The 13,672-nt window shown below is 62.6% G+C and carries 12 protein-coding genes; 1 reads left to right on the forward strand and 11 read right to left on the reverse strand.

The window, feature by feature from the left end:
• Window positions 1–89 precede the first annotated feature (89 nt).
• From CXY72_RS14355 to CXY72_RS14395, 10 genes are all read right to left on the reverse strand, one after another.
• Window positions 90–1,340, reverse strand: coding sequence for a deoxyguanosinetriphosphate triphosphohydrolase (locus tag CXY72_RS14355; RefSeq protein ID WP_104128359.1), 1,251 nt, complete (start codon window positions 1,338–1,340; stop codon window positions 90–92).
• Window positions 1,333–2,511, reverse strand: a complete 1,179-nt coding sequence (gene dusB / locus CXY72_RS14360) for a tRNA dihydrouridine synthase DusB (protein ID WP_104128360.1) — start codon at window positions 2,509–2,511, stop codon at window positions 1,333–1,335. The genes CXY72_RS14355 and dusB overlap by 8 nt, the downstream gene beginning before the upstream one ends.
• Window positions 2,512–2,643: 132 nt before the next feature.
• The gene (locus CXY72_RS19630; protein WP_158252586.1) at window positions 2,644–2,784 is read right to left on the reverse strand and encodes a hypothetical protein; all 141 of its coding nucleotides are present in this window, start codon (window positions 2,782–2,784) and stop codon (window positions 2,644–2,646) included.
• Window positions 2,781–3,437: a DsbA family protein gene (locus CXY72_RS14365; RefSeq protein WP_233197871.1), complete on the reverse strand. Its 657-nt coding sequence runs from the start codon at window positions 3,435–3,437 to the stop codon at window positions 2,781–2,783. Before CXY72_RS14365 ends, CXY72_RS19630 begins: the two co-directional genes overlap by 4 nt.
• Before the next feature lie 117 nt (window positions 3,438–3,554).
• Window positions 3,555–4,388 carry an isoprenyl transferase gene (locus CXY72_RS14370; protein WP_233197856.1) on the reverse strand — a complete coding sequence of 278 codons (834 nt, stop codon included), beginning with the start codon at window positions 4,386–4,388 and terminating at the stop codon, window positions 3,555–3,557.
• On the reverse strand, window positions 4,385–5,125 hold the full coding sequence (gene recO / locus CXY72_RS14375) for a DNA repair protein RecO (RefSeq protein ID WP_104128583.1): 741 nt from the start codon (window positions 5,123–5,125) through the stop codon (window positions 4,385–4,387). Before recO ends, CXY72_RS14370 begins: the two co-directional genes overlap by 4 nt.
• Before the next feature lie 6 nt (window positions 5,126–5,131).
• Window positions 5,132–6,451 (reverse strand): glycosyltransferase family 2 protein, encoded by a 1,320-nt coding sequence (locus CXY72_RS14380; RefSeq protein WP_104128362.1) that lies wholly within the window; start codon window positions 6,449–6,451, stop codon window positions 5,132–5,134.
• The gene (locus tag CXY72_RS14385; RefSeq protein WP_104128363.1) at window positions 6,448–7,494 is read right to left on the reverse strand and encodes a glycosyltransferase family 2 protein; all 1,047 of its coding nucleotides are present in this window, start codon (window positions 7,492–7,494) and stop codon (window positions 6,448–6,450) included. The genes CXY72_RS14380 and CXY72_RS14385 overlap by 4 nt, the downstream gene beginning before the upstream one ends.
• Window positions 7,491–8,342, reverse strand: coding sequence for a glycosyltransferase family 2 protein (locus CXY72_RS14390; protein WP_199184053.1), 852 nt, complete (start codon window positions 8,340–8,342; stop codon window positions 7,491–7,493). Before CXY72_RS14390 ends, CXY72_RS14385 begins: the two co-directional genes overlap by 4 nt.
• 426 nt (window positions 8,343–8,768) lie before the next feature.
• Window positions 8,769–11,057, reverse strand: coding sequence for a hypothetical protein (locus tag CXY72_RS14395; protein ID WP_104128364.1), 2,289 nt, complete (start codon window positions 11,055–11,057; stop codon window positions 8,769–8,771).
• Window positions 11,058–11,416: 359 nt separating this feature from the next.
• Here CXY72_RS14395 and CXY72_RS14400 point away from each other — a divergent pair, with 359 nt between their 5' ends.
• Window positions 11,417–12,508 (forward strand): glycoside hydrolase family 16 protein, encoded by a 1,092-nt coding sequence (locus tag CXY72_RS14400; RefSeq protein ID WP_233197872.1) that lies wholly within the window; start codon window positions 11,417–11,419, stop codon window positions 12,506–12,508.
• A 1-nt stretch (window position 12,509) separates the two neighbouring features.
• Here CXY72_RS14400 and CXY72_RS14405 read toward each other — a convergent pair whose 3' ends face one another.
• Window positions 12,510–13,670 (reverse strand): glycosyltransferase family 4 protein, encoded by a 1,161-nt coding sequence (locus CXY72_RS14405; protein WP_158252588.1) that lies wholly within the window; start codon window positions 13,668–13,670, stop codon window positions 12,510–12,512.
• Between the last annotated feature and the right edge of the window lie 2 nt (window positions 13,671–13,672).

Raw genomic sequence — 13,672 nt, forward strand, 5'->3', positions numbered from 1 at the left:
TAAATTCTATCGTCCCGGGGCGACGGGCTCCGTCGCCAGGCGCCCGGGCCCGGGCCCCGTCCACAGAAAGGTGTCGGGAGGGGGGAGTTTTAGCCCTGCACCAGGCGTTCGTACCAGGCCAGTGCTGACTGGTCGGTGAGGCTGGCCACCTGGTCGACGATGACGCGCTTTCGGGCGGCATCATCGGCGGCAGCATGCCAGTCTTCGCGAAAGCCCGGGTCAAGGTGCTCGTCGCCGGACTGATGCAGGGTTTCAGCCAGCATGGTGAGCACCTGCCGCTGCTGCACGTAGATGGGCTTGCGCGTGTTGCGGGTCATCACAAATGCCGCCACGATACCTTTGAGCACCGCGATTTCGGCCTGGATCTCGCGCGGCACGACCACGTTAGCCCCGAAGCGCAGCATATTCGCGCCGGGGTGCGCCTCCTTGGTGGCGTGCACAGCGGCACCGCTGAAACGACCGATGAGCTGGCTCGTCAGGTTCTTGAGCCGACCCTGGTCGCGGCGTCCGGCGGTCCAGGACTCCATCCAGCCATCGAGAGAGTCGAGACGGTTGAACGCGGTAGCGAGGTCGTCGGCGCTGGTGGCGTCGCCGATCCACTCTGACATGGTGGCGAGGAGTTCGTCATGATCGGTGCGGCTGCTCAGGGCGGCCACGTCGACGTAGCCGTTGACGATTGCGTCTTCAAAGTCGTGCACGCTGTATGCGATGTCGTCGGAGAGATCCATCACCTGTGCTTCGATGCAGAGCCGGCGGTCGGGCGCTCCGGCGCGCAGCCACTCGAACGCGGCGATGTCGTCCTGGTAGAACCCGAACTTGGCGCGCCCGCTCGGGTCGTAGACCGAGGAGCTCTCGGGCCAGGGATATTTGCAGCTTGCATCGAGACTGGCTCGGGTGAGGTTGAGGCCATAGCTGTGACCATCGGGCCCGAACACCTTGGGTTCCAGCCGGGTCAACAGACGCAGGGTCTGGGCGTTGCCCTCGAAACCACCGATGTCTTCGGACCACAAGCTGAGTGCCTTCTCACCGTTGTGCCCAAACGGCGGATGCCCGATGTCGTGCGCGAGACAGGCTGTATCGACGATGTCGGGGTCGACGTTGAGGCGCGACGCAATCTCTCGCCCAACCTGAGCGACCTCGAGCGAGTGGGTGAGCCGATTTCGGGCGAAGTCGAGCCCCGCCGTTGGACTGAGCACCTGCGTCTTGGCCGCGAGGCGGCGCAGCGCGCTCGAGTGCAGCAGGCGTGCCCGGTCGCGGGCAAAATCGCTGCGCCGCGAATAATGCTCCTCGGGAAGCCAACGCGCCTCATCGGTCTCGCTGTATCCGGTTTTGTTAGCCACCGCTGGTATCCCCTTCGCCCTCGGTCAGATTCAGTCGTTGCGCACCGACAAGATCCTGCGACTCGAGCCAATGCTCGGGCAGCGACGGTTTCTTCGGTGTTCCCGCGCGACCACGCGGCCCCTCGACATCGGCGCCCGGGTAGGGTAACGAGGCGTCGAGGGTACCGAGCAGGTCGTCGAGCTGCGCCAGGGATTGCACCATGGCAAGGCTCGCGCGCAGGTCGCCGCCCACCGGGTAACCCTTGAAATACCAGGCAACATGCTTGCGGATGTCGCGACAGGCACGGTCTTCGCTATCGAAGTATTCGGTGAGCAGTTCAGCGTGGCGGCGGAAGGCGTCGATGACCTGGCCGAGGCCGGGTTCAGCTTTGAGTTGCTGGCCGCGGAACGCAGCGGCAAGGTCGCCGAACAGCCACGGACGGCCCAGGCATCCGCGCCCGACGACGACGCCGTCGCATCCGGTCTCACGAACCATGCGCAGGGCGTCGTCGGCTGACCAGATGTCGCCGTTGCCGAGTACCGGCACGTCGCTGATGGCATTCTTGAGCTTCTCGATGGCCGACCAGTCAGCCTGGCCGGAGTAGAACTCGGCGGCCGTGCGCCCGTGCAGGGCGATGGACGACACGCCGGCCCCGGCAGCGGCCTTGCCGGCCTCGATATAGGTCAGATGGTCGGCGTCGATGCCCTTACGCATCTTCACGGTCAGGGGAATCGGGCCGGCCGCGGTGACGGCAGCTTCGACGATCTGACGAAACAGACCGATCTTCCAGGGCAGGGCCGCTCCCCCACCCTTGCGGGTGACCTTGGGTACCGGGCAGCCGAAATTGAGGTCGATGTGATCGGCGCGGTCCTCCGCGACGAGCATGGTCACGGCCTCGGACACGGTCTTCGGGTCGACGCCGTACAGCTGGATGGAACGGGTTGTTTCGCTCTCGTGGTGGGTAATCAGCCGCATCGTCTCGGCGTTACGCTCCACGAGTGCGCGAGAGGTGATCATCTCGCTGACAAACAATCCAGCACCGTATTCGCGGCACAGCCGGCGGAACGCCGTGTTGGTGATACCGGCCATCGGCGCGAGCACCACGGGCACATCGAGCGTGAGTGAGCCTATTCTCAGCGGTTCGACCGCTGACGGCGCCGGATCACCGATTGCAGGGGTGCGTGAAGTCATATTGGTTCAATTCTCCCAGAAAGCGGAGGATCCGCGAATCGGCCGCGGCGCCAGGCCACACGGCACACAAAAGCGCAGCTGCCGCAGGGAATGGACCGTGCGATAGCTGCGCCGGTGCGCGCTGGGTCTAGATCAGCTGCAGCAGCCGCCGCCACAGCACGAGCCGGCAGCCTCGTCGGTGGTCGCTTCGGTTTGTCCGAGGAGTTGGATGGTGGGTCGACCGGCTGGTTCGGTGGTTACCGGCGGGACGATGGCGGTGTTGGTGTCGTTCATGCGATTTTCTCCTCTGATCTTTCGGTGAGTATCTGGTTGAAAGCCTGGGTAAAAGTAGCAGGATCCTGCGCGCCGGAGATGCCGTACTTGCCATCGATGACGAAAAACGGAACTCCCTGGATGCCGTACTCAGTAGCCAGCGCGACATCCGCTTTCACATCGGCGAGAAAGTCATGCGCGGTCAACGCCCGCAAGACGTCCCCGCGATCAAGGCCGATTTCCGCGGCCAGATCGGCGAGATCCTCGATTCGGCCAATATGACGCCCATCGACGAAGTACGCCTTCAGGAGACGCTCTTTCATGTCGATTTGACGACCGTGCGCCTTGGCGTAATGCAACAACTCGTGGGAAATGACCGTATTGGTCTGGTGCACCGAGTCGTAGTCATAGTGCAGGCCCACGCTTTCGGCAATACCGGTGACACGTTCGAGCATCTCGGCGACCTGGCCGGGAGACATGCCTTTAGCCTCGCTCAGATACTCAGACGGCGTGCCGGCATAGTCGACCGGGGTGTCGGGTGAAAGCTCGAAGCTGTGATATTCCACCTCGACGGTACCGTTGAATTGGGCGGCGCCGGCCTCGAACTTGCGTTTACCGATGTAGCACCAGGGGCACTGCACATCCGACCAGATGTCGACCTTGATGGGGCGGATGTCGGTTGGTGGGCTTGTTGTGGATGCGGTCGCAGCGCTCGTATTGGTGTCAGTCACCTTCGTCACAACGGGGGCTGGTGTCTGCGTATTCCCCGTTTGGACCATTACCGGCGGTGTTCAGATCGCGGGAGTGTCGACTGCGCCGCCATAGCGCCGGTTGCGCGAAGCGTAGAGCCCGATAGCGTGCCAGAGGTCGACCCGCGTGAAATCCGGCCAGAGCGTGTCGAGAAAGACCATCTCTGCGTAGGCGCTCTGCCAGAGCAGGAAGTTGCTCGTGCGCTGCTCCCCCGAGCTGCGCACGAACAGGTCGACGTCGGGCAGTTCCGGCACGTACAGCTGCCGGGCGATGGCTTTCTCGGTAATACCGGACGGCTTCAGCCTGCCGGCGGCGACGTCCTCGGCCAGAGCGCGCACGGCATCCGCTATTTCGGTGCGACCGCCGTAGTTCACGCACATGGTGAGGGTGAGCACATCGTTGCCGGCGGTGAGTCGCTCGGCGAACTGCAGTTCGGTGATAACGGATGCCCACAGCTTCGGTTTGCGCCCGGCCCACCTGATGCGCACGCCCCACTCGTTGAGTTGATCGCGGCGGCGGTGCAGCACGTCGCGGTTGAAGCCCATGAGAAAACGTACTTCCTCGGGCGAACGTTTCCAGTTCTCGGTGGAGAAGGCGTACACGCTGAGATGTTTGACGCCGATCTGAATGGCTCCGGCGACGACGTCAAGCAGGGCTGCCTCGCCGGCTTTGTGCCCCTCAATGCGGGTGAGGCCTTGCCCGTTGGCCCAGCGGCCGTTGCCGTCCATGACGACGGCGACATGATCCGGCACGACTTTGCGGGGCAGATCGGGCGGATATAGGCCGGTCCAGTCGAGCGGTTTGAACGCAACGGCGTCTCGGTGGGTGAACGGGGCGTGCGCTGAACCTTTGAGACCGAACAGACTCGCCATCATCGAGCGACGTGTTCCAGCGAGCGCAGCCCGCGGCCCAGGTGCCACTGGGTGTAGGCGGCTACGACGCCGGCCGCCTGATTCTGGGCGCGTTCGGGCGACTCGGCGGCGTGCTCCCAATCGCCGGTCAGCAATGCACTGAGCAGGTCGATGGTCTCCACATCGAGCCGGGGCGATCCGGGGGCGGCGCACTCGTCGCAGACGATGCCGCCCATCTGCACGACCATAGCGCTGTGTTGACCTCCCGCGCTGAGCTCGCCGAGCGCGCCGCACCGGGCGCAGTCCTGAAAGCTCGGTGCCCAGCCAGCCATCGACACGGCACGCAGCAGGTAGGAGTTGAGGGTGAGGTGGGAACCGTGTTCCTGTCGGGACAGTGATCGCAGCGCGCCGACGAGCAGCAGGTATTGCTGGAGCGATCCCTCGGATTCGGTGAGTTTGTCGGCGGTCTCGACCATCACGCTCGCGGCGGTGTAGCTGCCGTAGTCGGCGGTGATCAGGGCGCCATACGAGCCGAGTGACTCCGCCTGGGTGATGATATCGAGACTGCGGCCCTCATAGAGCTGCACGTCGGCGACCATGAACGGCTCGAGCCTGGCCCCGAATTTAGAGCCGGTGCGCCGCACTCCCTTGGCGACTGCGCGCACCTTGCCGTGTTGCCGAGTGAGCATGGTGACGATGCGGTCGGCTTCACCCAGCTTGTGGGTGCGCAGCACGACGGCTTCATCTCGGTAGACAGGCACATCCAATTATCCCACTGTTGGGACTCCTTCCCCGCGCATCGCGAGCTCGGTGTCGTGCGCCGAGCATCGCAGCGCGACCGGTAGCACGCCTTCACCGGCCCAGCGTTGCAAAAAGTACTGCCATGGACCCTGCGCGATGCAGGTGATCTCGTACCAGCCGACCCCCGCGAGGGTCTGCACACCGGAGTCGGGTGTCCGTCGGGGGGCTTTCGCGTGCAGAACGGAAAGGGCCGATCGGCATCGGGCCACCGCCAGCACGGCCGTTCGCGAGTTCAGCGCTATCTTCGTCAACCATGCGCCGAGGCCGATTCCGTAGCCGCGTGCCTGGATGCGCAGCGCGGCGAGGTCGTCGCGGTGGCGGTGCCAGACAATCGCCGCCGGTTCCACTACCAGGCTCCGCCCGGAAAACAACACCCGGGTGAATAGGTCGAGGTCTTCGCCGCCGCCGGTGCGGGTTCCCACGCCAAAGGCCGTGTCGAATCCGCCGAGGGCCAGGCCGCGGATGCGGCGCAGCGCAAAATTCGCCCCGGTGCCGAACTCTCCGACCGAAAACGGAAAGGTCGGGAGGTCGATCGGTGGACTGGCGAGGCTGAACTTTCGCGGGCGCAGGTTGCGCGACCAGGTGACCTTGCCGTCGAAATACAACTGCACCTCGGTGCGCAGCTCACCACTTGGAACCAACCCACAAACACAATCGACGTCATCGCCGCGTGCGAAGCCGGCCGCGAGTCCGCGCAGCCAGTTTCGATCCACCACTACATCGTCGTCGGTATAGGCCACAAATTCTCCGGTAGCGTGTCGGAGTCCGGCATTGCGCGCTCGCGACAGGCCCGGCACCGGTTCGACCACAACAGTGACGAGACCCGACTGAAATTCTTGGGCGACCAGATCCTGGGTTGCGCTGGTGGCCGAGGCGTTGTCGACCACGATGACGGAGAAATGCGGATAGTCCAATTTCACGATGGAGCGAAGCGCCTCGCGCAGCATCGCGGGGCGATCGCGCGTGCACACCACCACCGTGAAGGTCGGAAGCGTGTGGGGAATGCAGACGTCGGGTGCCGGCGCGAGATCGGCGATACGGTCGCGAATGACGTCGCAGCCCACCTTCCCCTGTTCTATCGGTATGTCGATAAATCCACGAATTCGGGCACCGTCACGCACGAGCAAACGCGCCCGGGAGTATCCCGCAGAACAAGCCAGCAGAACGGATGCCGCCGCGTCGGCCGCCGCGATCGTCGCCGCGTCGATCTCTCCGACCCAGACGGCCCCTGGCCAGTCCGGCCGCTGCTCGCTTGCCATGGCCGGATGGAGTACCTGCCGGTTCATCGCGCAGTCTCGCGCGACCGCAAAAGTGCCGCTTCAGCGCTGTTGGGAGTGATGGCCGAAGGTGTCTCAACGACCCGGGCGCTCGGGGCTGGATGCGCAGGTGTCGGCGCGAGCACCGTACCGCTGTGATGGCCCAGGGTGCCACGGAGATACCCGGCACCGGCCGCTCCAAACGAGAGGACGATGGCCGCTGCGCGGGCAGCGCCACCCCGGCCGATACTGCCGAGTTCCCGAACGATTCCACGTGGGAGAACCCGCAGCGTGTACGACGTCTCCGAGGCGAGGGCATCACCCGAACCGAGGTGCCTGCTCAGGACGGCTTTGGAGATGCCTTCGAAGAAGCTCCGCCGAATCAGGTACGACCAGCCGGTGCGGTCCGTAGTCACCCGGTGACGCACCACGGCGCGCGGTTCATAAACGACCCGAGCCGTCGCATCCGCTTGATGCACCTTGATACACAGTTCAGTTTCCTCACAGCCAAGCGGAACCCGGCCGACCCGGCCGGTGTCGACGTTGAAACCGCCGAGGTTGATCAGGATTTCGCGCCGAAAGGCCATTGAACAGCCGATAACGTTGCGGACATCCGATCGCGTGGTGGGCAGGCCCAGATAACTGCAGCCGACGATCCAGAACAGTTCCGGTGGGAGGATTCGCGGCGCGTCTGCGTGTGGCCAGACGGGATCGGCTCGGCCACCGACTGCGGCGACGTCGGGATCAGTGAACGGCTGCACCAACCAACTCAACCAGTCGTCGGCGGCAGCGGCATCGTCGTCGAGGAACGCAACGATCCGGCCCTGCGCCGCGGCAACCCCGGTATTACGCGCTCCCGACAATCCCTGACGCTCGGTATTGGGGATCACACTGAGTTCTGGCCAGCGCAGCTGGGCACGTTTGAGGAGTGTCTCTTCGTGGTCGATCACCAGAATGACTTCGGCCGCTTCTGGTTGATCGGTCGCTGACGTGACCGAGGCGACAATGTCATCCCAACGTAGTTGGGTGTACGCACAAATGATGATGCTTACGTCACGTGGCGTGGAGATCACGCAGCTTCCTCAGCGGGGTTCGACACCAGGGCTAAGTGAACGGCAGGCACCGATCGGCTCGTGCGGACGCGGGTACGTTCAATCGACCTGGCCGGGCCGGCGCGGCGCGCTCGTCGGTGTTCGTCCAGAATCGTCTTGAGCACGCGCAATCCATCACTGACAGCGTTGAGGTTGCTCACACCGTGAATGCGCAGTTTTTCGAAGCTGGCAACCTCGGTCACAATCAGGCCGGCAGCGGCCATTCGGCAGGTGAGAATGGTTTCGATTTCGAACCCATCACCCCAAATCATGCGCCCGTCTGAGCGCTGCTTGAGGGTGACGTCGGGAAGGTCGAGGTGGGGAAGAATGTCCCGCCAGAAAGCGTTGTAGCCGTAACACAGGTCGGTGTAGCGGGTGCGCAGCAGAATATTCGTCAGGAGATTGAGACAGTGATTGCCCAGGCCACGGAATCGGGTAATGTCGTGGCTTCCTCCTCCTGGACGAAACCGACTCCCTTTGGCCACATCGGCGCCAGCGGTCAGCGCCGCAATGAATGCCGGAATCTCGGCGCTGTCCGCCGAACCATCCGCATCGAACATGACGATAATGTCGCCGGTCGCTGCAGCAAAACCGCAGGCGAGCGCGTTGCCCTTCCCCCGCCGCGTCTGATGAATGACCTCAATTTTGGGAAGCACCCGACGAGCGACATCGGCTGTGCCGTCGACGGATGCGCCGTCGACCAGAATCACCTGGTGTACTAGAGGAAGCATGGGCAAGATCACTTCAAGATTTCGCGCTTCGTTTCGAGCGGGAATGACGATGGAAATACGCGGGTTATGGTGCGTGGGTACTGCGGAGTTATCCTTCACAAGTATGTCCTGTCAGCTTTCGGGTTGCGGTATTCAGGAAAAAGCCCAGCGGCATCGGTAACGATGCGCCCCGAACTACTCAGTGAGCATTACTCACCGAGCAGTCTCAGGATAGCGCTGTAGTAATACGTGACAAGCCACCCAACTGGGGGTTCATTTATATCCCCAACTGTGCAATGATCACGCCTGCGCAGGTTTTGGTTCGTAAGGTGGCTCGTTGAAGAACCAGGAAAGAGAGCCTCACATGGCTGAAGCAGCCGAGAGCAAAAACAGCGCCAGAGGCAACCCCATGGACGCGCTGTGCACCTGCGGTCACGACCGAAACGCCCACGAACACTACCGGCGCGGCACGGACTGCAGCCGCTGCGAATCAGGCGAATGCACCCGGTTCACAGCGGCCACAACACATCGATTTCGCCGACGGGGCTAGCTGATCGGTGCCTCCGATGCGCGCAGTTGGTAGAGCGTTGTTGTCTCTCCGGTAAAGATTGGTACCCAGAGCCTTGATACTGCCATTGCCGCAGACAAATCCTGATAATGCGCGTAACTCTGAAACCCATAGCGTTCGTCGTATGCGCCGATCGACTCCGATATCAGGGCGTAATGCTGCGTTGCCGGCCAGTTCGTCACGAGGCTTTTCGTGAGCAGCACGACGTCGGCATCCGCGTCATAATCGGCGGATCCCGACGGGTATCCGCCGAGTGCTTCGCGGGACAGATAGCCGAGGCTCAAATAGCGTGAGGTGCCGCCCTGTGGGGTGGCATTGCCCGTTCCGGTCAGCATCATCATTGCGCCGTCAGGGGCCGTCGCTTCGTAAACGTTGAGCGCTTCGACGGTATCGCGGGCCATCACTCGATTCCAATCCAGGGCTGTCTGTCCGTAAACGTTCATGCCCAGCAGCGCAGCGAGCGTCACCGACAGGCCTGCCGTGGTCCACGTTCGAGCGTGCCAGAATGACCACCAGCGGTTGCCACGGTGACGATTCGTCACCCCTCGACCACGCCATACCAGGCCAGCCACGAGTATGGCAAGCCAGGGTGCGGCGAACAACGAGACCCGAAAGACACCCTCCTGACCGTAATTTGTGACGGCAAACAGGCTGACCGAACTGGCCGCTGCGGCCAGTAGCGCGAAGACGTACCGAGTACGCACCTGCACGACGCAGATTATTGCGAGCACTCCGACAATAACGAGGAACAGGGCGGGGCCGTAGAAAGTGAGTTTCGTGACGAGGGGTATCGGAAGTTGCGTGAAAGTATGCTCCGGCGGTTGAAGGTTCTCCCAAAACCGACCGATGGCGCCCAGGAAGATGAATCGGCCCAGCACTCCCCAGTTGAGGGCGGCCCAGCCCAGCGCCGGCGCAAGCACCAGCAGTGAAGTCCACCAGGGTCGGACGTAGCCAAAGAGGCTCAGCACCACGAGCCCCGCCACCGTGAGATACGGCGAAATCTGGTGCGACACCGCCATAGCGCAGGAGAGCAGGAAGATGAGGCCCAGGCGCCCATATCCGAGTGGTCGCATCTGCCCGAATGACCCGGGTTTTCCAATCCGGCGCGGTACGACTGCGAGCGCGAATATCGTGAGCGAAAACAGCAGGCCGACCGATTGTGGTGAGAAATAGATGATGTTGAGGGTGCTGGTGAGCGTGAACACTGCGGCTGCAAACCAGATGCGAAAGGAACCAGACAGCCAGCGACTCGCGAGTGCTGCAACACCGAGCGTGAGCGCCGGGCTGAGCAAGACGGGCCACCAGGTCGCCACGCCGATCGGATCTGCGATGCCCGCGGCGTCACACAGCCAAGCGATACCGGCGAAAAGTCCCGACCACGCCTGATAGATATCCAACTCCGGCTGTGTGCCCTGATTGGCACGAATGTAGGAGACGATGCCAATGTGTCTGGCTGCCGACATCACGGCAGGTGTGCCATACGTAATAGCCTGGGACAGCACAACGACCGTGGACAACGCGACGATGGGAACGGCCGGACTCGTCCGCAGTCGATAGGCGCCGAGCACGCAGAGAACGAGGACACCCAGTCCCAGGTACCAGGTCGGGCCGAGTAACCGGAACAGGCCTCCGGGTGATGGGTTCCCGGCAGCGCCGGCCGCTGCGACGATGACCAGGATCAACCCCACGATGGTCCCGGCTGCGATCAACCGAGCCGGGGTCAGGAACGAGACCGGGGTCACCTGTCCACGGGGAGTACGTGCGGCTCGATCAGTTTCCCGCCCCGCACCACGCGCCAGGACAAGATCCCGACGGAACGACAGCGCGAGCAACAGAATTGTCGCGGTAATCACGATCCCGAGGGCTTCACCTGGGGACCACAGGTGGGTCACCGACATCACGAAACCGATACTAATAGTCGTGGCCAGACTCGTCACGACCGACAACAATGCGAACCAGAGAACGGATATCCGACCGATGAGGAGCATCGGGGCAATGCCTAGTTCAACCAGCAGGAACAGGCTCACCGTCACGGTACGCAGTGGACCCAGGTCAAAAACAGTCCCGACCGCAGCCATCAGTAGGGTCATCAGTACCGTGGCGGCGATCCAGAGCCGCGCACGGGCGGTCAGGAGTTCCTGACCACCGGCCCGTAGGCCGAGGCCGGTCGGCGCACGCAGCGAACTTGCGTCACGCAATGTGCGAGGCGAGGAAATTTCGCCAGCGACACCGGCAACCGGTGGCGCGGTGAGTTGGGGTGATTTCATGAGCAGACTCCTTGATAGCGTCCGGCGTATCGACCAGCAGGTGAAGTTCGACGGTCGGCAGGGAAACGGTGAGAACGGGAGAGGGGACGGAAACGGAGTACCGAGATTCCGTAAAAATTTTTTACCCACGATGCTCGAGGCCGTGTTAGATTCTTTCTCACCAAAGAAAACGCGTCTCTTTTGTGGAGAAAATTCGAGCAAAGCGCGTTGGAGACAGGGAACCATCCGAGGTTCCGACGGCGGGTCGATTGTTGGCCATGGGCTTGGTCTCTAGTAGTCATGACCAATCGAGGGGCACCACCATATCCAGATATCACGGCGCTATTCGGCATGCCCGCACGCTGACCGCCGCATTGACCGTGGGCATTCTGCTCGCATTGAGCCTGACCGCGACGGCTCCGGCCTTCGCGGCCACGAGCTACTCGGCCACGAGCGTGACGGCCTCCGTAACCGGAACTTCCGTGCGTGCAACCGCACGAATAGCGAGTAGCCAGTCCGTCACCGCCACACAAGTTGGAATCTGTGCCCGCAGCGCGTCGAAGGCAAACGTCGACTTTCCGCTGAAGTCCAATGTGCCCCTTACCCGCACGGGCACTTCCTTGGCCAAAACTGCCACATTTGCTGCGGGTACCTTCAGCTATTGGCCCTGCGTGAACGTGGGCGGCAGCTGGACCGACATTGGCCCGGTCAGATACTTCACCGTGGCAGCGGCGAACACGAATCCGGCTCCGGCTCCGGTGCCCACGGTCACAAACCCGAGCGGCGTCGCCATGCCGGTCGGGGATCTCACCGGCTGGAAGCAGACCTTCACCGAGGATTTCACGGCACCGCTGGCACGGGGTTCGTTCCCTGGATCGTATGGATCGAAATGGCTCAGTTATACCGGATTCACCGACACCTCGAAAATGGGCGACTACGACCAGCGAATCATTTCGGCCCAGGACGGTAACTTGGATCTGCTCCTGCACACGGAAAACGGTCGTCCCCTCGGCGCTGCCCCGGTTCCCCTCGTGAACGGTCAGTGGGGTGGCCAAGTTTATGGGCGCTTCAGCGTGCGGATGAAGGCCGACCCGGCCGCTGGTTATGGCACAGGCTTTCTGCTCTGGCCTGACAGCAACAACTGGAACGATGGTGAGATCGACTTTCCGGAGAGCGGACTCACGGACGTCGTGAAGGGTTATAACCACTGTCTCGCCAGCCCGTCGCGTAACTGCTTAGTCGTCAACACTTCCGCAAAATACTCCGACTGGCACACGTACACCATCGATTGGACACCGCAGCGGCTCAGCTTCATCATCGATGGCACCGTCATCGGTTCGACCACGACGAACATTCCCACCAAGCCATTGCACTGGGTGATGCAGGTCGGCACGACCGGCGTGACGCCGGCGGCATCGACGACTGGCCACCTACTGATCGACTGGGCCACGATCTACAACTACGTTCCATAGATCAACCCACCAGTTTCGACGTGCGACGACTGCCAGCGAGACGGCCGGGTTTCCTTACCCGCCCGTATCGCTGAAGCAGTTGCTCGAGGCGGTTCACGTGTTCGGCATAGGGAAAGTTCTCTTCGACCCACGCGTGGCAGGCCGCACCGAGCCGCGGCTCGGTGCGGCGCCAATCGAGGAGTGCATCAATTTGCGCCACGAACTCCGTACCGGCGCCTGGCGCGACCAGGAACCGGTCCATTGTTCCGAACAGGATCTCAGGGATGCCGCCGCTGCGGGAAGCGATGACCGATCGCCCGGTTGCCATCCCTTCGATAACGACGCGGCCAAAGGGCTCGGCGTCCAGCGAAGGGACCACGATGATATCGGCGGCATGCAGGAACGGCAGAACCTGTGATTGCGCGGGGAACGGTCGATAGCTGCCAGGAGTCATCTCGGCGAGAGCACGCTCCACAGCTGGAGCCTCCGTTGCATCCAACGGACCGGCCAGCACGAGGAGCGCCCGTCCTGGCGCATAGTGGAGGCGTCGCCAGGCTTCGATCAACGTCAGAATCCCCTTACCCGCGGTGATCCGCCCACAGAACAGCACCACGCGCAGATCTCGGTCAATGCCCAGCGTTTGACGGGCGTTCTTCTGTTCTTCGCGATCGCCCACGGGATAGTCCGTCGTCAGAATCGCATTGTGTAACACGGTAATTCGTTCCTGCTGAATGCCCCGGTCGATCCACTGCTTTCGTTCAAATCGGGAGACGGCGATGAAATGGGTAACCCCAACGTTCACGAGACGGGTCCAACGGAAATTCGGAGCGTGGTGCAGGTGACAGACAATCGGAATTCCCGCGAATCTGGCCACGATCTGAGCCCAAATAATATGTTCAGGACGGTTGAGCCACAGCACGTTGGCGCGCGATTTACGAACCAGTTTGGCAGCAGGCCAGAATCGACCCAGGTCACGCAGGGCATGTCTGGGATCGAAGCCGAACCGGAACGGGCCGTCGACGCGTGCGCCCGCGTCCTCGAGCACGGCACGTTGTTTTCCATCGCGTTCATACAGCACCTGCACGCGGTGCCCACGTTGTAGTAATGCCGTCGAGTCCTGGTACGTGCACAGTTCGAGGCCCCCGGCTGCCGCCAGCGCTGTTGCCGACGTCAGAATATTCAAAT

Source organism: Cryobacterium sp. Y57, assembly GCF_002929505.1.
GTDB lineage: Bacteria > Actinomycetota > Actinomycetes > Actinomycetales > Microbacteriaceae > Cryobacterium.

Coding starts and splice junctions, on each gene's coding strand:
- dusB (WP_104128360.1), bottom strand. CDS start 2,511: ATGACTTCACGCACCCCTGCAATCGGTGATCCGGCGCCGTCAGCGGTC.
- CXY72_RS19630 (WP_158252586.1), bottom strand. CDS start 2,784: ATGAACGACACCAACACCGCCATCGTCCCGCCGGTAACCACCGAACCA.
- CXY72_RS14370 (WP_233197856.1), bottom strand. CDS start 4,388: ATGATGGCGAGTCTGTTCGGTCTCAAAGGTTCAGCGCACGCCCCGTTC.
- CXY72_RS14380 (WP_104128362.1), bottom strand. CDS start 6,451: ATGAACCGGCAGGTACTCCATCCGGCCATGGCAAGCGAGCAGCGGCCG.
- CXY72_RS14395 (WP_104128364.1), bottom strand. CDS start 11,057: ATGAAATCACCCCAACTCACCGCGCCACCGGTTGCCGGTGTCGCTGGC.